General features: G+C 32.6%; 25 protein-coding genes. 22 read left to right on the top strand and 3 right to left on the bottom strand.

The genetic code is table 11. The features are described 5' to 3' along the window. Window position 1 precedes the first annotated feature (1 nt). The 9 genes from B8T70_RS02650 to B8T70_RS02690 all read left to right on the top strand — a co-directional run bounded on the left by B8T70_RS02650 (window position 2) and on the right by B8T70_RS02690 (window position 9452). Window positions 2-442, top strand: a complete 441-nt coding sequence (locus B8T70_RS02650) for a DinB family protein (protein WP_086893818.1) — start codon at window positions 2-4, stop codon at window positions 440-442. A 1-nt stretch (window position 443) separates the two neighbouring features. Then, a complete protein-coding gene (locus tag B8T70_RS02655) occupies window positions 444-827 on the top strand; it encodes a VOC family protein (RefSeq protein ID WP_086893819.1) in 384 nt (127 codons plus the stop codon). A gap of 52 nt (window positions 828-879) precedes the next feature. After that, window positions 880-1731, top strand: coding sequence for a substrate-binding domain-containing protein (locus B8T70_RS02660; protein WP_086893820.1), 852 nt, complete (start codon window positions 880-882; stop codon window positions 1729-1731). A gap of 19 nt (window positions 1732-1750) precedes the next feature. Beyond that, window positions 1751-2683 (top strand): hypothetical protein, encoded by a 933-nt coding sequence (locus tag B8T70_RS02665; RefSeq protein WP_039114143.1) that lies wholly within the window; start codon window positions 1751-1753, stop codon window positions 2681-2683. A 386-nt stretch (window positions 2684-3069) separates the two neighbouring features. Continuing rightward, window positions 3070-3633, top strand: a complete 564-nt coding sequence (locus B8T70_RS02670; RefSeq protein WP_039114146.1) for a Crp/Fnr family transcriptional regulator — start codon at window positions 3070-3072, stop codon at window positions 3631-3633. A 59-nt stretch (window positions 3634-3692) separates the two neighbouring features. Continuing rightward, entirely contained in the window at window positions 3693-4463 is a 771-nt protein-coding gene (gene lpxA / locus B8T70_RS02675) for an acyl-ACP--UDP-N-acetylglucosamine O-acyltransferase (protein WP_086893864.1), read from the top strand. Window positions 4464-4633: 170 nt separating this feature from the next. Then, window positions 4634-6601, top strand: a complete 1968-nt coding sequence (locus B8T70_RS02680; protein WP_086893821.1) for a thiamine pyrophosphate-binding protein — start codon at window positions 4634-4636, stop codon at window positions 6599-6601. A 40-nt stretch (window positions 6602-6641) separates the two neighbouring features. After that, window positions 6642-8288, top strand: coding sequence for an FAD-dependent oxidoreductase (locus B8T70_RS02685; RefSeq protein ID WP_052250020.1), 1647 nt, complete (start codon window positions 6642-6644; stop codon window positions 8286-8288). A gap of 798 nt (window positions 8289-9086) precedes the next feature. Next, complete coding sequence (locus B8T70_RS02690; protein WP_039114149.1) at window positions 9087-9452, top strand: hypothetical protein; 366 nt, start codon at window positions 9087-9089, stop codon at window positions 9450-9452. A 213-nt stretch (window positions 9453-9665) separates the two neighbouring features. Here the strand turns inward: B8T70_RS02690 and B8T70_RS02695 are convergent, their stop codons facing one another. Next, entirely contained in the window at window positions 9666-10343 is a 678-nt protein-coding gene (locus B8T70_RS02695) for a Crp/Fnr family transcriptional regulator (protein WP_086893822.1), read from the bottom strand. Window positions 10344-10629: 286 nt separating this feature from the next. Here B8T70_RS02695 and abc-f point away from each other — a divergent pair, with 286 nt between their 5' ends. The 11 genes from abc-f (at window position 10630) to B8T70_RS02750 (ending at window position 21058) form a co-directional block, all read left to right on the top strand. Next, window positions 10630-12216, top strand: coding sequence for a ribosomal protection-like ABC-F family protein (gene abc-f, locus B8T70_RS02700; RefSeq protein ID WP_086893823.1), 1587 nt, complete (start codon window positions 10630-10632; stop codon window positions 12214-12216). 5 nt (window positions 12217-12221) lie between these two features. Next, the gene (locus tag B8T70_RS02705) at window positions 12222-13049 is read left to right on the top strand and encodes a helix-turn-helix domain-containing protein (protein WP_086893824.1); all 828 of its coding nucleotides are present in this window, start codon (window positions 12222-12224) and stop codon (window positions 13047-13049) included. A gap of 47 nt (window positions 13050-13096) precedes the next feature. Further along, window positions 13097-14227, top strand: coding sequence for an NAD(P)/FAD-dependent oxidoreductase (locus B8T70_RS02710; RefSeq protein WP_086893825.1), 1131 nt, complete (start codon window positions 13097-13099; stop codon window positions 14225-14227). Window positions 14228-14485: 258 nt separating this feature from the next. Beyond that, window positions 14486-15289 (top strand): DUF2314 domain-containing protein, encoded by an 804-nt coding sequence (locus B8T70_RS02715; RefSeq protein WP_086893826.1) that lies wholly within the window; start codon window positions 14486-14488, stop codon window positions 15287-15289. Between the two features lie 2 nt (window positions 15290-15291). Then, the gene (locus tag B8T70_RS02720) at window positions 15292-15786 is read left to right on the top strand and encodes a GRAM domain-containing protein (protein WP_086893827.1); all 495 of its coding nucleotides are present in this window, start codon (window positions 15292-15294) and stop codon (window positions 15784-15786) included. A 26-nt stretch (window positions 15787-15812) separates the two neighbouring features. Beyond that, window positions 15813-16376 (top strand): Crp/Fnr family transcriptional regulator, encoded by a 564-nt coding sequence (locus tag B8T70_RS02725; protein ID WP_086893828.1) that lies wholly within the window; start codon window positions 15813-15815, stop codon window positions 16374-16376. 73 nt (window positions 16377-16449) lie between these two features. Further along, a complete protein-coding gene (locus tag B8T70_RS02730; protein ID WP_086893829.1) occupies window positions 16450-16776 on the top strand; it encodes a multidrug efflux SMR transporter in 327 nt (108 codons plus the stop codon). 417 nt (window positions 16777-17193) lie between these two features. Next, window positions 17194-18003 carry a hypothetical protein gene (locus B8T70_RS02735; RefSeq protein ID WP_086893830.1) on the top strand — a complete coding sequence of 270 codons (810 nt, stop codon included), beginning with the start codon at window positions 17194-17196 and terminating at the stop codon, window positions 18001-18003. A 29-nt stretch (window positions 18004-18032) separates the two neighbouring features. Continuing rightward, entirely contained in the window at window positions 18033-18761 is a 729-nt protein-coding gene (locus B8T70_RS02740) for a hypothetical protein (protein WP_086893831.1), read from the top strand. Window positions 18762-18771: 10 nt separating this feature from the next. Then, window positions 18772-19725 carry a hypothetical protein gene (locus tag B8T70_RS02745; RefSeq protein ID WP_123912060.1) on the top strand — a complete coding sequence of 318 codons (954 nt, stop codon included), beginning with the start codon at window positions 18772-18774 and terminating at the stop codon, window positions 19723-19725. Window positions 19726-19945: 220 nt separating this feature from the next. Further along, window positions 19946-21058, top strand: coding sequence for a serine hydrolase (locus tag B8T70_RS02750; protein WP_086893833.1), 1113 nt, complete (start codon window positions 19946-19948; stop codon window positions 21056-21058). A 54-nt stretch (window positions 21059-21112) separates the two neighbouring features. Here the strand turns inward: B8T70_RS02750 and B8T70_RS02755 are convergent, their stop codons facing one another. Both B8T70_RS02755 and B8T70_RS02760 read right to left on the bottom strand, forming a co-directional pair. Beyond that, window positions 21113-21676 (bottom strand): DUF6642 family protein, encoded by a 564-nt coding sequence (locus tag B8T70_RS02755; RefSeq protein WP_039114163.1) that lies wholly within the window; start codon window positions 21674-21676, stop codon window positions 21113-21115. Window positions 21677-22106: 430 nt separating this feature from the next. Continuing rightward, window positions 22107-23711 carry a murein L,D-transpeptidase gene (locus B8T70_RS02760; protein ID WP_086893834.1) on the bottom strand — a complete coding sequence of 535 codons (1605 nt, stop codon included), beginning with the start codon at window positions 23709-23711 and terminating at the stop codon, window positions 22107-22109. Between the two features lie 676 nt (window positions 23712-24387). Between B8T70_RS02760 and B8T70_RS02765 the strand changes: the two genes are divergently transcribed. Continuing rightward, on the top strand, window positions 24388-24711 hold the full coding sequence (locus B8T70_RS02765; protein WP_039118253.1) for a helix-turn-helix transcriptional regulator: 324 nt from the start codon (window positions 24388-24390) through the stop codon (window positions 24709-24711). Between the two features lies 1 nt (window position 24712). Further along, entirely contained in the window at window positions 24713-25180 is a 468-nt protein-coding gene (locus B8T70_RS02770) for an SRPBCC domain-containing protein (RefSeq protein ID WP_086893835.1), read from the top strand. Window position 25181 lies beyond the last annotated feature (1 nt).

A 25181-nucleotide genomic window follows, 5' to 3' on the forward strand; every position in this document is an offset into this window, starting at 1 on the left:
TATGCAAAATGCAATCTACAAGTTTGAAAAATTACTCCATGAAAATTCAGAATATTTAAAATCTTTAGACAACGAAACTTTAGAAAATAAACCTCCTGAAAAATGGTCAAAAAAAGAAATTTTAGGACATCTTGTAGATTCATCCATACATAATTTAATTCGTTTTACAGAGATAAATTATCTGCCAAAGCCGTATCATCACAGGCCATACAACCAGAAAGATTTGGTTAACATAAACCAATATCAAACAATGGATATGGAGGAGTTAATACAGCTTTGGTACTCGATAAATAAGCAAATTATTAGACTTTTAAAATCTGTTGATGAAAAAGCATTAGATTATGAAATCCTTTTAAGTGATGGTTCTATGATTAACCTCGATTTCTTGATGAAAGATTACGTTGAGCATTTGGAACATCATATTAATCAAATAAAAAAATAGTATGACTTTAAGAGTTGCTCGCCATACAAATGATCTAGGAAAACTAGTAAATTTCTATGTCAATATTTTGGGATTTGAAAGACTAGGAGGTTTTGAAAATCATAATAATTATGATGGAGCTTTTATCGGGAAACCTGATTTAGGCTGGCATTTTGAATTTACAAAGTCGAATGATAAAGCCAATCATACTTCAGATGAAGACGATGCTATAGTATTATATCCCGAAACACTTTTAGAATATAATCGATTAGTAGTTAACATTATAAATAATGACATATCATTTATAACGGCTAAAAATCCATATTGGAATTTGGAAGAAAACGGAAAAATGTTTCTTGATCCAGATGGTTTTCGCATTATAATTTCACCATTAAAGGCTAAATAAATTTTCTAAAATCTAAGTAGTCCAACTAATCTAATAATCTAAGTAGTCTAAAATGAAAACTATAAAAATAGCAGGTGTTCCCGAGCATTTTAATTTACCATGGCATTTATGTATTGAAAATGGCGAATTCGAAAACGAGGGAATCGATTTACAATGGACAGATGTTCCCGAAGGAACGGGCAAAATGTGCCAGATGCTTCGCGATGGCGAAACTGATATTGCTGTAATATTAACCGAAGGAATCGTAAAAGATATAGCTGCAGGAAACCCAAGCAAAATTGTGCAAGTATATGTACAATCGCCTTTAATTTGGGGAATACACGTTGCGGCAAAATCAGATTATAAGACCATCGGAGATTTAGAAAACAAAAAAGTAGCAATTTCCCGCTTAGGTTCAGGATCACAATTAATGGCTTACGTAAATGCCAATAATCAAGGTTGGAAAACAGATAATCTGGAATTCGAAATCGTAAACACTATCGATGGCGCAGTCGAAGCACTAACAAATAAAACTGCCGATTACTTTATGTGGGAACGTTTCATGACAAAACCATTAGTCGATAAAGGCATTTTCAGACGCATAACCGACTGTCCTACTCCATGGCCATCATTTGTAATTGCCGTGCGTGACGAAGTATTAAAAAAGAATCCAGAGGTAATTGCTTCAATTCTAGAAGTTATAAACGCCACAACCGAAGATTTCAAGTCAATACCTAGCATAGACAGAACTTTAGCCGAATTATTTGAGCAAAAAGTCGAAGATATTCAAGAATGGTTAAAACTTACACAATGGTCACAAAAACCATTAAATGAAAAAACATTTAATAAAATTCAAAATCAATTATTTGAACTGAGTATTATTGATAAAAAAGGTACTTTTGTAGAAACGGTAAAAGTTCTTTAAAAATTGCTTAGGGGGCATTATGATAAAAAATAGAAAAATTGACTTAATAAAACTTAAAAGTAGCCTTCAGGTAAAATCACCTTGGAACCAGGTTATTATTATGCTATTGAGTTTTTTAATCACGCTTCCTACTTTTATCATATTGCACCAAAATTTAATCGACCTCAACTGGCCCTTTAATTTTGATAGAGTTTTACTCTTTATATTTGTTCTCGTAGCACTCTATTTTCTCTTAATGCAATTAAAAACGATAATCATTATTTGTATCGTTTTATACCTCATAATCTTGTTTTACGGAACCGCTTTGGGCAATTATGGCTTTAGCGAAGTTGCCGAAGATTACAATTCGATTATCTATACCATGTCTGATAATCCTTATCCTCAAGATATTATTGTTGCCAAACTACTTCCGTTTCCTAACAAATCTAAGATTATTAATGCCATAGAATATCAAAATCCTAAAGTGAGGAATTTTGCTATAATGGCAACGTCTAAACATTTTAAGAACATCAAAGGATATTCGGATTATAGAACCATAATACAATGTTTTGCTGTTTTTAAAGAAATCAATAGCCGATGGAATTATGTAAATGATCCCAAAGAAGGTGACTATATCGCTACAGCAAGTGAGTCCTTAATGTATTTTTCGGGCGATTGCGACGATCATTCTATTTTAATGGCGGCAGCTGTACGCTCTATTGGCGGCACACCAAGGCTTATTCATACCAAAGGACATATTTACCCCGAAATATTAATTGGGTCAATGATAGACCTCGAAAAAGTAAATTACTTGATTAAAAATGTCCTTTTTGTAAACGAAAGCTACAAGAAAACATTGCACTATCACATCGATGAACGCGGACAAGTATGGCTAAACCTTGATTATACAGCCAAATATCCCGGAGGACCATTCATGTCCGAAGAAATTCTAGGAGAACTTACACTTAAATAAAACCCTATAGTTTGTCAATTTCGACGTAGGAAACCTGAGCGATTTAACCGCAAAGTTCACAAAGAGATACACAAAGGACGCTAAGTATTTTTTTTTTAAAATCATTTTAATCTTTTAATCTGTGACAAAAAAATTAACCGCAGAGGGCGCAAAATTTCTCTACAATTTTGTCATTTCTATTTAGCGTCTTTACGTGATATTTTTTCGGAACAGGAGAAGAATAAGGAGCTATTTCCAGCTCTCCACTCTATCTTTTCTTTGTTAAAGAAACAAAGAAAAGGATGCCGTTGCTATCTGGGCTAGAGATTTTATGGAAATATCAGTTTAAATAGTATTTTAGTGTGCTAGAAATTACCTGGAAGATGATTCCTAAAACTTCGTAAAAAATGACCGAACTAATTGCATTTATAAATACGCTACAAGAATTAGATTTCGAAACCGAACAAGCTATCAAAAAATGCTTTGTCAAGGAAACCTATGCTAAAAATGAGTTTATCGTTGAAGAAGGAAAAATATGTTCAAAAATCAGTTACATAAAATCAGGATTAGTCCGTAGGTTCTATCTTGATGATGGTGAAGAAATAACTAAATGGATTTATACCAACGACCAGTTCGTTACATCATTAAGTAGTTTTTTTGAACAAAAACCATCATTCGAAATCTTTCAAGCCTGTGAAGAAACTATACTATATTCCTTATCTTATACTGATGAGCAACTTTTATTAGAATACCCATTATTTGCAAAATTTCATATAAAACTACTAAGGCTATATCTTTCTAAACTTAATGAATTCCATCATTCATATAAACTAATGAGTGCTCAGGAAAAATATATGTACTTACTTCATTCATTTCCTTCCATCATAAAAAAAGCAAAATTAAAACATATTGCTTCCCTTATCAATGTAAGTCCAGAAACCTTAAGCCGAATAAGAGCTTCAATTAATTGATATTACATCAATCTAAATCATTTATATTTTTTCAACATTTGCCAACTAATAAAGCAAAAGTGAAAAATACAATAATAGGAAAGAAAGCCAATATTGGGAAAAATGTTCATATAGGAAATTTTACTACTATAGAAAGTGACGTCATAATTGGCAATAATACTTGGATTGGTAATAATGTAAGTATCTTAAATGGCTCAAGAATTGGCGAAAATTGCCAAATACATTCGGGAGCAGTGTTGGCAGGAATGCCACAAGATTTAAAATATAATGGAGAAAATACAACACTCGAAATCGGAAATAACAATATTATACGAGAATTTGTAACCATTAATAAAGGAACAATATCCAAACAAAAAACTATAATTGGAGATAATAATTTATTGATGTCTAATGCACATATTGGTCATGATAGCCTGATTGGAGATAATTGTATTATAGGATTTAGTGTTGGGATGGCTGGAGAGGTAATTGTAGGCAATTGGGCTAATATTAGTGGATTAACTGCAATACATCAATTTTCTGTTATTGGTGAGCACAGCATGATTAGTGGCATGAGTCGCATTGTAAAAGATATTCCTCCATACATAATGGCAGCTCGAGAACCACTGAGTTATGTGGGCATAAATACTGTAGGTTTAAAAAGGAGAGGATTTGAAACTGAAAAATTAAATGAACTCAAAGAAATATATCGTATTATTTTTCAAGAAAAGAAAAATACAACCCTTGCTTTAGAATTAATTGAAAACCACTTTAAACAAACTGTAGAACGCGATAAAATCATACACTTTATAAAACAATCAGCTAGAGGAATTATAAAAGGTAATATCTAATAAAATTTCGAAATACAACATTAACTTCTATTCTTTACATTAAAAACACTTCCTTTTTTATTCCAAAAATATTAAAACAACTAATTGTAAAACACGTATTTATACTCAATTTTCTATAAAACCTTGTTTCTATCTTTGATTTAGTAACCTACGCTAAAAATCAAAAAGAAATGAAAAAAGACGCTATTGCCCCACCTACGCGATGGACCAGAGATTATTTATTTGATATTCTCAAAGATTTAGGAATCCATTACATATTTGGTGTTCCCGGTACCAACGAAATCCCACTAATAGATGGAACCTCTTACCCCGAAAATGGAGTTAAGTATATAGAATGTTTACACGAAAATATTGCTATTGGAGCTGCAATGGGTTCAGCCCGAATGACAGGTAAACCAGGAGTACTTATAGTACATGTAACACCCGGAATTGCCCACAGTATTGGTAATCTTTTTAACGCTCATCGATCGCAAATGCCATTAGTAGTACTTTGTTGTCAGCAACAGAACGAGCTGGTAACACAAGAACCATTACTAGCATCAAACTTAGTAGATCTTGCCAAACAATACACAAAATGGGCGCATGAAGTACGCACAGCCGAAGAAATGCCACTTGTATTACAAAGAGCCTTTAAAGAAGCTATGGCGCCGCCAAATGGTCCAGTTTTTATCTCTATACCATGGGAATTTACTATGGTAGCCATCGAGGAAAATCAAAAAATAAAAGGAGTTACCCGTATTTCTCCACACTTTACAGGAGATGATGAGTCTATTAAAGAAACTGCTAATTTATTGGCTACAGCCAAAAACCCGCTTATTGTAGCTGGCGATGCAGTAGGATATGCCAATGCCTGGAAAGAAATTCAAGACCTAGCCGAATTAATTGGTGCACCCGTAGTTTTACAATCCTTTAGTAGTGTTGCAAACTTCCCAAACAATGACTATCACTGGCAAGGAGAATTAGCAGGAAGCCAAGCAGGAGTTCAAGCTGCTTTTAAAGACCATGACGTTGCATTTTTAATCGGTTTTGGAGCTCAGGCACAAGTAGCAGTATTCAAATATTCAGATGGACCGCTTATACCAGAACAGGTAAAACTAGCCTATCTTACAAACAACACTTGGGATATAGCTAAGAATTTTTATGGTGAAACAGCCATTTTAGGAGATATTAAAGCCACGTTACCCATACTAAACAATTATATCTCCCCGCAAAGACCTAAAGAAGCCGATGCAAGAAATCAAAAACTCAAGGCCTTAGATCTTGTTCGTGCACAAAAATGGGATCTGTATCATGAAAAAGCTATGAATGAGCCAGATATCTGGGCAGTTGTTATAGCCAAAGCATTAAAAGAAGCTATAGAAGATCGCAACTTAGCCGATAATTTTGTCTATGTACACGAAGCTGTATCCGATGGAGCTCCATTTCAGTATTATCTACCTTTTGGAACCAATGGAGCAAAACCTATTAGTTACTATTGTGTAGCAGGAGGCTCACTAGGATGGTCAATGCCAGCATCATTAGGAATTAAACTAGAAGACAAAACTTCACAAGGAATTGGTACTAAATTAGTCATTAATGCCATTGGCGATGGATCATCTTTATTCTATCCGCAAACATGGTGGACAGCAGCGCACGAAAAATTACCAATCTTATATATCATTACCAATAATCACGAATACCATACATTACAGTTAGGCTTACAACAAGTAGTTGCTGCCTATGGTAAAGCTCCCGGATATGGATGGAACCCTAAAACAATGGATCCCGCTTATTTGCGATTAGAAAGACCAAAAATGGATTTTGTAAATCTGGCAAAAGCTTTTGGTGGAGAACATGGCGAAGTTGTTCTTACTCCCGCTACTGTAAAAGAAGCTGTCGAGAGAGGAATAAATCATGTTTTAGGTAATAATACCTCTTATATACTAGATATGCGTATTGCATCGGATACACCACCAATACAAATAAAATCTAATGATGCAACCTTTTTGGTCGATAAACGATATGCATTACAACCAACCTTAAATATATCTCTGGAAGATTCATTAAGAGGGAATTCATTAAACATGAAAGCATCTTTAAAAAACACTGACCTTCTAGAAAACGAAAGTACAATACTTAATTTACCATCACTCTTTTAAAGAAATAATCGTTGTGAAAACAACATAAATATATAACAAAATGGAAAACGAAAAAATTGATATCGCCATAGTTGGTGGAGGTGTTTCGGGCGTATACAGCGCATGGAAACTAAAAACAAAATATCCAAACAAAAAGATTGTTCTTTTTGAAGGAGGAGATCATATTGGAGGGCGTTTATTATCTGTAATCCCCCCAGGAATTCCTAATATGGTAGCAGAGTTAGGCGGAATGAGAATTCTTGAAAACACACAACATTTAATTGTAAAATTAATAGATGATATTAATGCAAAATTATCTCAGGAGGATCAAATCAAGTTATATGATTTCCCAGTAGATCAGCCACAAAACATCGCTTATTTGCGTGGAGAGCACCTGCGTTTATCTGATTTTACAAGCGAACCAGACAAAGTACCTTATAAATTATCCTTTTTAGAAAAAGGCAATACTTCTGGAGCCATAATTGTAAATGCAATCGAACAATTGGTTCCGGGCATAACAAATACGGAATTGACGGAAAAAGAGCGTTTAAAAATGTGTCAGGAAGCTACTTTTGAAGGAGAGCCGTTATACAAATTAGGTTTTTGGAATCTGCTCTATCGCGTAATTAGTGGTGAAGCATATCAATTTAGTATCGATTCCGGAGGATATAACTCAACACTAGTCAATTGGAATGCTGCTGATGCAATCCCGTGGTACCTCTCAGATTTTGGTATTAAACCTGTATATAAAGGATTTAAAAATGGATTTCAACAAGTTCCGATTTCATTAGCAAACTTCTTCGAAGCAGATGGAGGCGAAATAAGATTAGACTCCAAACTCGAAGGATTTGAGTCTAAAAATAATTTATTTGAACTTACTGTAAATGGCGAAATAATCGAGGCGACACAATTAATATTAGCAATGCCACGTCGTTCGCTAGACTTATTAACCAATACTTCGCCTAGATTACAGGAAATTCAATCCCTTATAAGCAGTGTAACACCACGACCATTATTTAAAATATTTACGACCTATACAAGTCCTTGGTGGAGAAATGCAGGATATAATGATTCTGAAGGAGAATATGTTCCATTACAATCCGGAAGAACCGTTACCGATTTACCAATAAGACAAACTTATTATTGGCCATTAAATAACGGACATCCTTCAGTAAGTGGAGAATCAATGCTATTAGCAAGTTATGATGATGGTTCGAATATCGGTTTCTGGGATGGACTTAGACCTCAACGTAAAAAAGCCTGGAAAAAAGGCATCTCACATGCCGAACTTCTGGACGATCCGTTTATTGGAGAATATTCGGAAACAGAATCTCTTTTAAGCAAAGCTTTAAATCAAACCTGGCATCAATATCAGGCTCCACGTAAAATGGTCGAAGAATTAAGCCGTCAGTTAAAACAAATACATGATGTCGATTATGCACCAGCAGTTAAGAACGCATCGTTCCGTGACTGGGGAGAAGACCCTTTTGGAGGAGGTTGGAATAGTTGGAATATTGGAGTAAAAAGCTGGGAAGTAAAAGAAAAAATTATCCACCCGATAGACAACTGTTCTTTATATATATGTGGAGAAGCTTATTCAGATGGACAAGGCTGGGTTGAAGGAGCATTACAAACTGCAGACATGATGCTAACAAAATTCATTGCTGTAGAAAGTAAAACCCCAGTACAACAAGAAGCTACTCTATAAAGCTAAACAACTAATTTTGCCCCCCCTTTTTATACTCAAAAAAGCTCAATTCAGTTGAATTGGGCTTTTTTTTTATTAAGGTTCTGAGAGGCAAAGGTTCAAAGTTGCAATCCCGAAGCTTCGGGACTGAGGCACAAAGGCTCTGAAAAGCTTTGTGGACTTTGCGTAAAACCTTGCGTCCTCTGCGGTTAATTGTATCCAAATATCCTCAAACTTGTCACCCTGAAGCAGGAAGGGTCTCCGTAAATAACTCAATTATCCAATGAAACAATTCAAGAAAAAAAATGAGCCTTTACTCTATTTAACATGAGAGTATTTACTCTGTGTTATATGCTAACTTATTATCATCTAAATCAAATACTGTTCTTCATTTTGTCGAGCTACTAGCGGAGACCCTTCTTGAGTCAGGGTGACAAGATTATGCATGTATTGTGGCAAAATCTTACCTTATATTTTTGTTTTCTTTTTTCAACCTTAGTACCTCAGTCCCGAAGCTTCGGGATTGCAACTTTGAACCTTAGTACCTCAGAAACTTTGAACCTTTATTAAAAATCATTTACTATACAGAATATTCGTCTTATTGATACAAAAAAAGATAAAAGGAAGAGGAAATCTAGCATCAATGTAACATTTTTAAATCAAGAAAAATGCATGATATATAATTCAAAAATACCTTAGTCCCAGCATTCATAATACATTAATAACTAGTCAATTCAATCCTAAAATCTTAAATTTTATTATTTGATTGAATATTATTTTTTTGTAACTTTTCATGTTTAACTTTTAATCAAAAAAACTATGAAAAAATCTACACTGCTTATCTTCGGGATTGCCTTATTATCAATATTAATGATTTCATGTCATAAAGGAAGAAATACACTCGTTAATTCCTGGAAAGTTACCAATGTAGAGGTCAAAAAACCACTTACAGATTCAATCAAAAACATAATACTCACTAAAGGAAATCTTACGTTTACAAAAGATGGAAAAGTAACCGGGTATTTAGATTCAGAATTAAATGGAACATTTGCTCTATACAAAGCAGGAAAAAGTTTAATTATTAAAGATGAAGTAGGTACTCCCTACCCTTTTGTAAGTACTATAGAAAAAGATCAATTAATATTAGATGGTGAAGAAATGAAACTAACATTAGACAAGAAATAAACCTAGAACTTATCTAATGCTTTCAACCAAAAAAAACATAATTCTTTAAGCTCCTTATCATTTTAAGGAGCTTTTTTATTTCAAACAAAACATAAAAATTTACAATTTTATTACGCTGTACAAAATGCAATCGATATTGCTTTAATAAATAATATAAAGCTACAATACCCTTTCAAATCAAAATATCTACTAAATTAATCGTCAAACAAATAACTATAATTTAGTAATATCCTGTATGTAAATTTCTTTTCGGTTATAAACAAGAATCTGATTTGTTTCTAATTCATTAATCAGTTGTGTGGCTGTTTGCCTTGAAGTACAAATAATTTGAGCAATATCATTTTGAGTTAGATAATTCTCTATTCTAACTGAGTTTCCAGACTGAACACCTTCTTTTGCTGCCCAATCTTTTAGAAACTGAATCATTCTGGTTCTGGCATCCTTAGAGATCAGATTAGAATAACTGTTTTTGATACGTTTCATTTTTAGCCCGACAAATTTAGTGTAAGACAGCGCCAAAGCAGGATTTCGCAATAATAAATCTTCAAAATCTGACATCAAAAAACTACATATTGTAACATCGTCAGAGAGTACTTTGGCATATTCATTTGTCTGTTCATCCGTTTCGAGACTTAATTCTCCAAATAAATCTCCTTTCTGGATAATATCCTTTATATTTTCATTGCCTTCTTCATCAACAGAAACAATTTTGATATTTCCTTTTTTCAACAAAAAAATACGAGGCACATCAGAAGAAGAAAAATAAATAATTTCTCCTTTGTTTGCTTTTTTAAAACCAGTGATAATACATAATTGTTTTATTTGTCTAAAACTCAATGTTTCAAACAATTTGTGATCACGCAAATACCAATACTTTAATTCCTCATACATAACATAAAATCTATTGTTGTAAATATAACTGATTTTTATACTTTTTATAGCTGAGATATTGAATTATATAGCTTTGTTATTCTTTTTCTTAAAATAATAGAAGAAAAAAATGACAGCAGAATTATCTCCAAAATCATATTATATGCTCTATTAAACAAAAAAATGTATCTTTGTAATCTCAAAATTAAAGCAACACTATATGTGAAAAATAATTTCTTTCGGACAATCAAGAAGGTAGACTCCAAATCGAGTCTGCTTAATTTATTCATCTCAAAAGAAAGAAATTATGCTTATTCTACAAAACATTTCATATACACATCCCAACAAGGAATTGTTATTTGACACTATTAGCTTTACTGTCAACACTAACGAAAAAATCGCCTTAATAGGCAACAATGGCACAGGAAAATCGACTTTGCTTAAAATCATTGCAGGCAAATTACAACCCTCAAACGGACAAGTAAGATGCGGCTCTGAACCTTATTATATACCACAAATATTTGGTCAGTATAATGATCTTACAATTGCTCAGGCATTACAAATTGAAGAAAAACTAACCGCTCTAAAAGAGATTCTGGAAGGAAACGTATCCGAAAATAATCTTAACGCATTAAATGATGATTGGACAATCGAGGAACGCTGCAACAATGCCTTAAAATACTGGCAATTAACTGACTTAGATTTATCTCAAAAAATAGAAACTTTAAGCGGCGGACAAAAAACAAAGGTTTTCCTTGCTGGTATTTCTATTCATCAACCAGAATTAGTGCTGTTAGACGAACCCAGTAATCATCTTGATGTAGCTGCCAGACAATTATTGTATGATTTTATTCAGTCTACATCGAGCGCTTTAATTGTAGTAAGTCACGACCGAAAATTATTAAATCTTTTAAACACCGTTTTCGAACTAAGTAAGCGAGGTATTGGTGTTTATGGTGGTAATTATGATTTTTATGCTGAGCAAAAGCAAATAGAACAAAACGCCCTAAACCAGGATTTACATAGCAAAGAAAAAGCGTTACGAAAAGCCAAAGAAAAAGAACGTGAAACGCTGGAACGCCAACAAAAACTAGACGCTCGTGGCAAAAAGAAACAGGAAAAAGCTGGTGTAGCCCGAATAATGATAAATACCTTAAGGAATAATGCCGAGAATAGTACCTCGAAAATAAAGGGAATGCATGCCGAAAAGATTGATGGTATCTCACATGAACTGCAAGAATTACGTTCGGCTTTGCCAGATATTGACAAAATGAAATTTGGTTTTGATAATTCGTCATTACACAAAGGCAAAATTCTGTTTAATGCCAAAGACATTAATTATAGCTATGATAATGAGTTTGTTTGGAAGCAAAACCTAAATATTCAGATTACTAGTGGCGAACGCATTGCATTAAAAGGATCTAATGGTTCAGGAAAAACCACTTTGATAAAATTAATACTGGGGAAATTAGAACCAAAAACAGGTATATTATCCCGAGCAGAAAATACGTCAGTTTATATAGATCAGGATTATTCGCTTATAGACAATCAGCTTAAAATATACGAACAAGCACAACAATTTAATACCACCGCATTACAAAAGCATGAAATCAAGATGAGGCTTAACCGTTTCTTATTTACCAAAGAAGATTGGGATAAACCTTGCAATGTATTAAGTGGTGGAGAAAAAATGCGTTTGATGCTTTGTTGTCTAACAATAAGTAATCAGTCGCCAGATAGTATAATCCTCGACGAACCGACAAATAATCTTGATATTCAAAACATCGAGATCCTAACTGCAGCAATTAATGAGTTTAAAGGAACATTAATCGTTATATCACACGACGAATACTTTTTAGAACAAATAAATATTGAGCGAACAATTTTATTGTAAAATATATGGAATCTTTAAAAGTACAACATCAAGAATTTGAATCTCCTACAGAATTGCTCGCTGCCATAAAATGTTTTTGGTATGATAAAAGAAATTTAGGAGAATTAGAAACTAGTTTTGAAGTAGTTCCAGATGGTTATGCCGAAATAATTTTCTATTTCGGCAGCACGTGCAGCATATCTTATAATGGAAATTTACAGCCGCTCCCGTCACCATTTTTGATAGGATTACTTAATAAACCGGTTCTTTTTTATGCCAAAGATTGTTTAGAAATTATCGGTATAAGATGTTATCCCTGGACAGTATTTGATTTACTAGGATTATCCTCTGGAAAAAACGGAGTGCAATCGTTTGAACATCCTATAAGCCAGCTTCAATCAGTATTAAAAGATTTAGTACTTAACAATAAAATTGATGGCGCCATAACTCTGATAAAACAATACTTCCTGAATGTACAATCGCAAATCCCTACTAACAGTATGTTATACAAAGCTGGAGTTGCTATGAATAAAGCAAACGGCTCTATACCCGTAAGTCAAGTTGCCGAAGCTGCACATGCAACAGTTCGTACTTTAGAAAGAAAGTTTAAACAATCCTCTGGTTATAGTGTAAAAGACGTATCAGGACTCATGCGGTTTGAGCAAGTACGAAACCAATTATGGGACAATCCAAATTCGAATATTGCCAGTTTAGCTCATGAATTTGGCTACACCGATCAATCTCATCTAAGTAAAGAATTTAAGCGTTATAGTGGCACTACACCAGCGGCATTTGCACGAAAGGCAAAGAAAGAAACGTTAAGTAATGATTTTGTCGCGTTTATACAATCCTAACCTACTAACATTATTGAATTTTGTATGATAATTAATAATACAAAATCATGTTACTTAAAAATAAAAAAATAGCCATTATAGGTGCAGGACCAGTCGGTCTTACCATGGCAAAATTACTACAGCAAGAAGGAATAGATGTAACTGTTTACGAAAGAGACAAAGACGCACAAACAAGGATTTCTGGCGGAACACTCGACCTGCATAAAGGTTCTGGACAAGAAGCAATGAAAAAAGCTGGATTGCTCGAAAAGTATTATGCAATGGCAACACCCATGGGAAGAACCGTTGCTAACGAGCAAGCCAAAGTGCTATTCTCTAACAAACCTACTGCCAAAAACAGAAATGATAATCCTGAGATAAACAGAAATGATTTAAGAAAATTGCTACTAGATAGTTTAGCAAATGATACCGTAATTTGGGACAGAAAATTTACTGATATTAAAGAAGAAAACGGAAAATGGCTTTTACAATTTGAAAATAAAAAAGATGTAATCGCAGATTTTGTTATTGGTGCCAATGGCGGAATGTCTAAAGTGAGAAAATATGTAACAGATGCTCAAATAGAATACACTGGAACGCTTATTATACAAGGTGATATTTCTGAGCCAGAAATTGCCTGTAACGAGTGCTACAAATTATGCAATGATAATATACTAATGATTGCAGCCGAAGGTAATTCGCTAGTTGCAAACCCTAAGAATGGTAATATATTGAGCTACAATGTAATTTTTAAAACACCTGAAAATTGGAATCCAGAAACTGCATTAAACCCCGAAGATACCGAAAGTGTAAGAACATACCTTATCGATAAATTTGCCCATTGGCATGACAGTTATAAACAATTATTTAGCGCTACATCATCTTTTATTTTATGGCCAACGAGAAGAATACCTTTAGGAAATCCTTGGAAGAATAACCGCCCTTTGCCTATCACACTTATTGGCGATGCTGCACATATAATGCCTCCTTTTGCTGGTCAAGGCGCAAATACAGGATTATTAGACGCCTTAATTTTATCTGATAATCTGACTAATGGAAAATTTGAAACCATAGAAGCAGCAATCAATGATTATGAACAAAAAATGATGATTTATGCAACCGAAGCACAACAAGAAACAAGCCAGAACGAAATAGCCATGCATGCTTCAGACTTTTCATTCCTGAAATTCTATGAATAAATCTCATTCAATCCAATAATAAATGCACTAGTTTCAATAAAAAAATTAAATCTTCTTGCCTTCTAATTGCAATCTATAAAATTAAGCTCCTTAAGAAATTAGGGAGTTTTTTTATGTCAAAAACGTGGTATTAGTCAAAAAATCGCTTGTTATTAATTATAAAATAATCATATATTAGCAATACAAAAATTACATTTTAATACAAACTCAAACTAAATTGAGTTTACTTATTTCATTAATAATCTAATATTCAAACAAATGCAAAACCAAGAAATATTCTTTGCCAAAGGAGATAGTCCAAAAATGATAGAAGCTTTTAAAAATGCTCAAGAAACATTTAAATATTTTTGGAGAGAATTATCTTGGGAATACCGCCGAATTGTACCTGCATTAACCGTAGCGTGCGTAAAAGTAGCCTTCTCGCAAGATGTAGACGGAAATGAACATCCTATTGTAGAACATATGTGGATTAACGATATCTCTTTTGATGGTGAACAAATAAAGGGTGTTTTAATAAATGATCCAAACGAATTAACAAACATCGAGAACGGAGATGAAGTTGTAGTTCCTTTAAACCAAATTAGCGATTGGTTATTTGCAATTCAAGGTAGTGCTCCAAAAGGGCTTTCAAAACTATTCTCATCGCCTCAACCTAGAGCATATGGAGGATTTACCATTCAGGCAATACGCTCAGAAATGACCAATCAGGAAAGAAAAGATCATGATAAAGCCTGGGGATTAGATTTTGGCGATTACAATGAAGTACTTCTTGTTAACGAGCAAAAAGAAAAGCCAGAAAACCTTATAGAACATCCTATGAGCAAAAACATGAAAGAAAAACTCCAGGATTTCTTAAAGCAAAATCCTGACGAAATTACTTATCAGGATGAAGAAGGGTTCTCGTTATTACATACTGAAACCGTTGCTGGAAATTTAACTTCTATAACTCTTTTATTAGAGTCTGGCGTAGATAAAAACATGAAAACAAGTCAAGGTAAAACAGCATTAGACATTGCTAAACAATTAAACTGGGAGCATATTATTCCTGTTCTTAGTAATTAAATATGAAAAGATTTAAATATTCGATTGTTTTAGGATTAGGAACAAGCCTTATTCTAAGTTTATACTTAACCCTTACAGAAGACTTTAATAATGATGTACTTATTGTATGTGCTATTTTTGTTTTTATCATGATGACTTTAATGTCTTATTTTAAAATGTTTGCACATATAACAAATCAAGAAGTAAAATTTCAACAACTAAAAAACGTAGCATATTCAGGACGTGCAAATCATTATAAAGATGGAGTAACAGTTGGTGGGAATCTTTACCTAACAGACAATCAGCTTATTTTTCAAACCAACATGCTAAACTTTATTCAAAAGCATGAAACGGTAATTGATATTAAAGATATAACCGAAACCCATTTTGAAAAAACATTAGGAATCGTTAATAACGGATTATCTATAATCACTTCTAATGGTATGAATGAACGATTTGTTGTAACAAACAGAGAAATTTGGAAAAATGAGATCGAAAAAGCCATAAAAAACAATTAAACAATATCCCAGAATAACACCCCTAAATGAACAGTAACCTTATTTTTGATCAAATATCTAAACTGCCAGAAAGCTCCAGAAAAACCTTGGAGGAAAACATTACTTTGGTTAGTTTCCCCAAAGGACATATTTTATTAAAAGCAGGTAAAATCGAATCAAATATCTATTTCATAAAAAAGGGAATTGTAAGAGCTTATGTAAACCAGAATGACAGCGATGTTACTTTTTGGTTTGGAAAAGAAGGAGAAACAATTCTCTCGATGAAAAGCTATGTAGAAAACCAAAAAGGCTATGAAGATATCGAACTTCTGGAAGACTGTAATCTGTATGAATTAAATACAATCAATTTACAAAGATTGTTTGAAGAAGATATACATATTGCAAATTGGGGAAGAAAATTTGCTGAAAAAGAACTCATAAAAACAGAAGAAAGATTAATCTCCAGACAATTTAAAACAGCGTCTGAAAGATATAATGAACTAATAACCAACAACCCCGATTTAATCAAGAGAGTACAACTTGGTCATATTGCCTCCTATCTCGGGATTACCCAAGTAAGTTTAAGCCGAATACGAGCCGAAATAAAATAAATTCATTTTTTATCATTTGTTAAATTTTAATTGAATCCGCTAGAGGATCTTTGCCCTATTAAAATTTAAAAATATGAATTGGATTCTTTTGATTATTGCAGGATTATTTGAGGTGGCGTTTGCTTCGTGCTTGGGGAAAGCTAAAGAAGCAACAGGAAATGATGTTTATTTATGGTATGGAGGATTCTTGGCATCACTTGTTATAAGTATGTTGCTACTTATCAAAAGTACACAAACATTACCTATTGGGACTGCCTATGCTGTATGGACAGGAATTGGAGCTGTTGGAACAGTTTTAGTCGGTATTTTTGTGTTTAAAGATCCAACAAACTTCTGGAGATTGTTCTTTATTGCAACATTGGTTGGTTCAATCATCGGATTAAAATCAGTTTCACATTAATGAAACTTGTAGTAAAAAAAATGCAACTTAATTTAAGTAAAATTAAGTTGCATTTAAAATATGTCCCATTCCTGATTCCCTTCTTTTTATTCCTAAAAACGTTTCTTGCGTTTATCCTCTTCACACTTATTTTTATTTTTTGTCAGTCCATAAGATATTGCATACGCATTCCTAAATCTTTAGGATACTAGCTCCACTCCTATTCTTTATTGTAATTACTTCCTTAATTTATCATTATTTCGTACATTATTTGTACTAAAAATAGTGCTATATTAGCCTACGAAAAGGGTATTTATGATACAAAGTCTACCAGAACCAGACTATGCAAGCCTTTCTTATAGCTTATATAAGAAGGTGTTTAAAAACACTTTGTTAAAAAAATAAGGCAATTTAAAATTACAATAACACTAAATATTTATGCTTGACCTTTCTGGACACAACAATCAAAAAAAAGATATTGTTTTTGAAAAATTTAGAGAACAACTTGAACAAAGTGGTCTAAAAATCGATTCAATTGACAACGAAAATCTCATTCATATTAATGTTGACGGAAATAATTTAGAAATAAGTTTGGAAAACGTAAGACGAAATTACGAAAGAGATTCCGACGAAAGTCATATAACAGATTTGGTTCAAACTATACTATCCTATCTATCCTATCCAGCTGACGTTCCAAATTGGGAGGATTCAAAAAATAATGTCTACATCCAGCTATTTCCAAATGATTTTGATTTCAATAACTTAATTTCTGAAAAAGTTACAGATGAATTTAGTAAGATTTATGCAGTAAGCGAAAAAGAAAAACTAACTTGGATTTCTACAGATAATTTAAAAAAGTGGAAAATAACCGAGCTAGATTTAATTAAACAAGCTGATTTAAACGCTAATGAACTACTAGCAAAGACGAAGATAGATTTTGAAATAATAGAAGACAGGAAACTTGGTATGATCGAAGTTGAAAAAACATTTCTGAAAAGTTCACTCCTATTTGCCTCAAAAATAAAAGAAAAATTGAAAGCCGATATTGGATTTCCATTTTACGCAGTAATCCCGGTAAGAGATTTTTGTTATATTTTTTCTGAAAAAGATTTTGATTTCTTCGCAAACAGAATAGGAACAACTGTAGTCAAAGAATATCAAAATTCAGGTTACCCAATTACAACAGAAATATTGTTTATTTCGGAAAACGGAATAACAGCAGTTGGAAAATATCCAACCGAAAAATAAAGAATAGTGCAAAAACTGATAATCCTATTATGAAAAACCACTTAGCACTATTTTTATTTACAATAATTGTAAGCTTTACTTATGCCCAAAATTCAGATAAGAACTTTTATCCCAAGGAAACCCGAAAAGTAGATTTAAGCACAAAGACCGACAATGAAATAAAGCGTCAAAACGAACTTTTACAAAAATCGAAACTTACAGCTACAGAACAAAAAGAACTCGATATTTTATTACAGAAATATGGTGAGGTTGTAGAGAGTATGTGGGATGTTGTAGATGGTGGCTGTAGTTGGTATTGCGCAGGCGGAAATTATAAAGTAAAAGCATCATCGACTTTAAACACCGAAAAAGACACAAAATACCAAGCAAAGAATGCCAATGATTTAAGCTACCAAACTGCTTGGGTCGAAGGCAAACCAGATGAAGGAATTGGAGAATATTTAGCGTATTATTTTTACAACAAAAGTCCTAGAATTACACAAATTATAATCTCTAACGGATATGTAAAATCCGATGTCGCTTGGAAAAACAATAACCGAGTAAAAAAACTACGATTAAGCATAAACGGAAAAGTATTTGGAATCCTGAATTTAGAAGACAGTAAAAATGACCAAATATTCGATCTTGGCACTTTTGGACATAACAAAAACGGAACCGATTTAATTTTAAAATTCGAAATTGTTGAAGTCTATAAAGGAGATAAATTCAACGACACCGCTATAACCGAAATCTATTTTAACGGAATTGATGTACACTAAGAAACAACAAATGAAAAAAATATTTATCCTAATTATACTTATGCTATCTAATTATAATGCAAAAGCGCAAACTCCAAACGATGTCGTTGGTTATTACAAATTAAGAGGCGGAAGCCATTACCTAAAACCCGATGGTACATTTGTAATAATAGGATACGCAACATTAATAACCGGAAAATGGACATTAAAAGAACATGGCGAAGTAAACTTTGTTCCCGACTCTCCTAAAGAATCATTTCAGGTTTACGGAAGATATACTCCAGAGTTAAAAGAAAACTCCAAATTCATGCTCTCAAACGGATTAGACAAAGGAGAAACTTTTATGCATATCGGGAAACTTAGTGCCGTAAACCCAAAACTACAACGAGTTTATGTAAAAGGACATCATTGTATTAAATTTCCCGAAGTATATACTACAACTAAAAAAGTAGATACCATATCATTCTCTTCATTTCCTTATGATAATTTAAGAGCTAAAGATTTTAAGCCTACAATTTACACCTATAATAACACCGAGAAGTTTAACGATTTTATTGTATATCATTTTAGTGACCATCCAAATTATCATGCGTTTTCATACCTATTCAAGGATAATGTTATGTACGAGGATGAAGATGATTATAGTAAAAAACAGAATTTAAATGATGCTTTAAAAGAATCTGAATTCGGGCAAATTTCGGGTATCGATTTTGAACCAAAAATTGTACTATCTACACTAAAATATAATATTCGAGAATCAGATACAGAGGATATTAATTTTAAACTAAACTATAATCTAGATGAAAAAAGAAACGCCTACATCAATAAACTAAACTATGTGGCTGGCGAAGAAAACGCCGAGGATTATGATTACAATAATACCAACTTACTTTATATTTATAAAAAGATAGATACTTTTATTAAGTTCCAAAAAGCTTTTTTAATCGAACAAAAATCAATTTTTAAAGATCATTGCAAAGAATAAAATTTTAAGACTTCCTTCAAAAAACCATACAAACCAAGCTTAAAAATCGCTCTAAAATTATTGATTTTCAAACATTTGTAACTACTCGTACGCCTTCTTGTAAATAGTCGAACTCATTTTAAATAAAAAAATGCGTACGACTATTTTTTGTCGTACGTATTCCATAATTATCTAAAGGATATTTGTATCAAATAACAAGAACCAATAAAATTTAGAAATCATGAAAAAATTAATCCTTATCGTTTTTTTAGTATTGCCATTATTATCTATTGCACAAAAAACAACCATTAAAACTATAATTGATAGTGCCGCAACCAAAATGATCGAAAAACCTTTGATCAATTCTACCTCAATCGGGATAGTATATCAAGGACAAGAATTTATAGGACATTATGGAGAATTAGAAAAAGGAAAATCAAATGCACCAACTAATAATACAATTTATGAAATTGGTTCATTAGGAAAAACCCATACAGGTACATTAATAGCCAAAGCTGTTTTAGATAAAAAAATAAATCTTGATGATCCGGTTCAAAAATATTTAAGCGAAGATTATCCTAATTTAATATTTAACAACCACCCAATTCGCATAAAAGATTTAGTAACCCATACGAGTGGTTTGCCAAATATGATTCCATTAAGCGTAAATGAAATGCTGAAAAACTTCACCAAAAAAGAGACACCAACTGACCTCAACAATGCATTAAAAAATTATACTCAAAAAGATTTTTTCAGAGACCTGCATCAAATAAAAATTGATACCATTCCAGGATACAACTTCTCTTATTCAAGCGCAGGAATAGAACTTTTAGCAGCTGTTTTGGAGAAAGTATATAACAAACAATTTGAAGTTATATTAAAAGAATATTTTGCCAAAAATGCTCAGATGAATCATACAATGATAAATTTATCTCCAGAGGATCAAAAAAATCTTGCAGTAGGATATCATTGTGCTTACGACGAAATCACTACCCAAATGACAACATTGCCTTGGGGCGCGGGCGGAAATGTAAAATCTACAGTTCCCGATATGGTAAAATACATTAAATACCAATTAAAAAATGATGCCGTTGTAGCCGAATCTCACCGTCCATTGGTTAAAGTTAATGATCGTTTTAGCTCAGGATATTGCTGGCGAGTAACCAAAGATGAAAAACTAGGAACGTTATATATGCATCATGGAGGCGTTCCTCGCTCACAATGTTTTATTTATATAATTCCAGAATATAATTTGGGTGTATTTATTATCACAAACCAAAGTGGCGAAAACACACCAAAAGATATGAAAGATACCTTAAACGAAATATTCGAACAGATTCAGAAACTTAAATAGGCAAATATTAATCTGTTGGATACAATTATTAATAATTGCATCCAACAGATTCTATTAATAATACAATCTAAAATCTAGATGTTTACAAAGGTCATAGTGTTTTTGGTGTAATTCTTCAACAATCTCAATTACATCATCTTCCTCCTGACACAAACTAAAGAAAGCTTTGTCAAGCGTACTACAACTAGTTATTTTTTTAAGTGCAGTTCCATAACCCGAAATGGCTCTCGCTCCGGTAATATCAAGAAAATATTGCGCTTCCTCTTCACTTAAATCCAATATTTTTGCATTGGCAAAATGCAAAATTTTACCTTTCATTTTACCTTCAAAAATTTCGGCTATTTCCTCCAGACTGTAGTAATAATCATTAAGGCACACATTGTTTCCTTCCCCAGGCATCACCAAATATATTATTTCGTAATCCTTAAAGTTATGGTCGTCATAAAGCAAAGCGTTTAAGCTATCTTCCAATCCTTCGATAGTATCGCAAGTCTTATGAATACTCGAAATACCTTGGTCAAAAGCCAGTTGTTCTAAGTTTTTAACCACTTCGGTAGTCACGTCAATCTCTACATCGGGAACAGCCTCGAGGCAGAAAATAAATTTATCATAATCCATACAATTATGTTTTTGTAGATAATCAATTTATCACAAAGGTATATTTTATTGAGGAAAATAGACCGAAACCCAAAAGACATTTTAGCCAAATTTGGAGCTTTTTCCAGCTATCCGCTATATCTTTTTATCTCGAAAAAAACGAGATAAAAAGGATGCCGCTATTATCTGGGCTAGGAGCATAAATATTTATAGCATTTTTTTAGAATCTAGTGTTAAAGCTACAGCGTAGCGCTATTTGATCTCTTTTTTCCAATTACTATGTATGTCACCCCAATGGGATTTGTAAAATGAATTTGTGAATTTCTATAAATATGATCGTCCCTCTGGGACTTAGAATGTCATAAAAAAACTCTCAAAATGAGAGCTTTTTTTAGTGTTTTTATTTGTTCTAAACAACTTGTATCTTAATACATGGCATTTCAAAATACTATCATATTTCAACTAGAGGGAAAAGAATTTTATCCAAATCTGCATCTTGGTCATAAACATCCTGAAAGAAGCTAACTTCGCCCGAATCTTTTACCCATGCAGTAAAATAGCAAATATAAATTGGAACTTTACTAGGTAATTTAAATGTTATTTCTTCTGTCCCATCCATAGCCTTATCTATTCTTTCTTGTGTCCATTCCGGATAATCTTTCAGCATGGCAACAGCTAATTCTTTGGCTTTGCTCATATTTATACAACCATGGCTAAAAGTTCTTTTTTCAAAATCAAATAACGTTTTAGATGGCGTATCATGCATATAAATATCATCTGAATTGGGAAAGATAAATTTCACTAATCCCAACGAATTGCTCGGACCTGGCTTTTGTCTCAACTGATCATTTACCATTTCTATATTATGATCAGCCAAATAATTTTTATCAGAAGCAATTTTTGACTTCAATTCATTTTCTACAATACTTTGTGGTATAGTCCAATAGGGACTAAAAACAATTTTATCAATACTTCCGCTAAAAATGGTGGTTTTAGTCAGTACCGTTCCTACAAAAACTTTAGAAAGCAATTCAACTTTTCCGTTTCTTACATAAATCAATTCAAAAGAAGGGATATTTACCATAATATACTCTTTATCTTTTACTAGATTAGGAGAAATCCATCTACAACGCTCCATATTAACCATCAACGTTTTTATTTTATCAGTAATTGGAATATTCATTTCTTTGATATGAACTTCAGAAATAATGTAGTTTGGTTTAAAACCGTTACGTAATTTATATTTCATAACACCATCCATTAATTCCTGATCGTAAAAATTACTTTTTGAGTCACTCTTTAAATCTCCCATTACAAATAATCGTGTCCTGACTTGTCCAATGGTTGCCGAAGTTGCGTCTGGTCTCAAATCATTATAAGGAATGTCTGTGATAATAGGTTGCCAAGTATTATCTTGTTCTATTTTTCTGTATTTTTTTAGCGCTTCCTGAAGTTTATAATATTGATCAAAAAGAAGTTCTCCATTTACCTCTAATAACGTAGGTTTAGATATTAAAGAATCTAATAAAGTATCATAGGATATCTTTTTTTTAGGCAAAAGCCAACCAGTTTTTTTTACAGCAGCCTCGTCAAGTCCTCCATATACATTACTCATATAAATGATATAAGCAGTACTTAACAGCATATCGGTATCAGTTATAGAAGGTTTTTGTTTTGATTTTTTATCAAAAATTTGGTCAATTGCATTTTCATAAGGAATAGTAATTTGTATTCCTTCTTCATCTGTAACTTTTAATTTTTGATATAATAAATTTCCAAATTCAGTGATTTTATTTCTATCATACCAAATCGTTCCATACGATCTGTTTTTGTATAATAAGACAACATCGTTTTGATATTTTTTAAAATCAGGATATCTTTCGAAAAAATCATTTAAAACTTCCTTGTCTACTAAACGGTCATTATCATTTGTAATTTGACCATTAGAATATGTAGCAATTTTAATCTCATTTAAGTCATTTTTTTCATATCTCCCAAAAGAGGAAACAAAAAAACAAAGGCCTAAAATTATAGCGGATGGATATAATGTTTTCATTTTTTAAATTTTTACAGTAGTACATAAATGCAAAGTTTTTAAGTAAAAATTCGGGGACTCTTTTACCTACCAAATTTACCATATAACACTGTAAAACAAGTTATTACACTCTGTTTTAATGTTCTAACATTGCCATGTTATAATCCTTTATATCAAGCATATACAGGATAAATCTGTCAATTATTTCGTTTTTTTATATCATCGCATAATTAAGCATCCTCCAAAAAAACAAGCTCAGGATTAAAGAACATCGGGGATGATTTAGGTCATTCTAACATATAAAAAAACATCATCATTTCTGACGAGGTTTGGTTTGGTTTATTTTTTTTCTTTTCCTCTATAACAACAACTTTATGAGTAGCTCGAAATTCATGGGTGATAATACGTGTTTTAAATCCATTTAATCTGTGTAATCTGTGGCGAGAATTTAACCGCAAAGAGCGCAAGAGTTATGCGCAAAGGTCACAAAGCTTTGATCCTACCGATACGAGAATTTACTGCAAATAATTAGGCTAACATTTGTTTTAAATCCTTTTAATCTGTGCAAGCTGTGGCAGAAAAACCAACCAAAAAACGCTTATTACCTTTAGTAATCAAACAATTAACTAAAAAAATATCAGAAAAAATTTTGCGCAGTCAAATAACTGCACTATATTAGCAGTCAAATAACTGCAAAATGGAAATTCGTAGAGATGTATTTCAGGCAATAGCCGACCCTACTCGCAGGGCAATATTAAGTCTAGTTGCAATACAGGCAATGACTCCTGGTGCAATAGCAGCAAATTTTGACTCATCGAGACAAACTATTTCTAAACACATACAAATACTCACAGAGTGCGAATTACTGAAACAAGAACAAAACGGAAGAGAAATTTATTATCACCTTAATCCCAAAAAGATGAAAGACGTATCCGACTTTATCGAGCCATTCCGCCAAATGTGGGAAGACCGATTTAATAAATTAGAAACAATAATGAAAAACTATAAAGACATTATCTAACATGGAGAAAAAAACAAAAATCAATGCCGAAAATGGTAAACAGGAAATAGTAATTACACGAGAATTTGATTTGCCTCTGGAATTGCTTTTTAAAGCCTACACCGAACCCGAAATTGTAGCACAATGGATGGGAACCAAAGTACTGAAACTCGAAAATAAAAAACACGGCAGTTGGCAATATCAAACAAGCGACGCTAACGGAAATGTAGTATTTCAAGCCAATGGCACCATTCATGAGTTTGTTCCCAACCAAATAATCACACGAACGTTTGAAATGGAAAACACGCCATTTGCTGTACAACTTGAATTCTTAGAATTTGAAAAACTTACAGACAATACAAGTAAACTAGACATACATATCATATATAAATCGGTTGAACTTCGAGATCAAATGCTCAAACTACCTTTTGCCCAAGGCATAAATATGGCTCACAACAGATTACAAGACATTGCTAACAAATTAAAATAAC

The sequence above is a fragment of the Flavobacterium sp. AJR genome (genome assembly GCF_002156885.1).
GTDB lineage: Bacteria > Bacteroidota > Bacteroidia > Flavobacteriales > Flavobacteriaceae > Flavobacterium.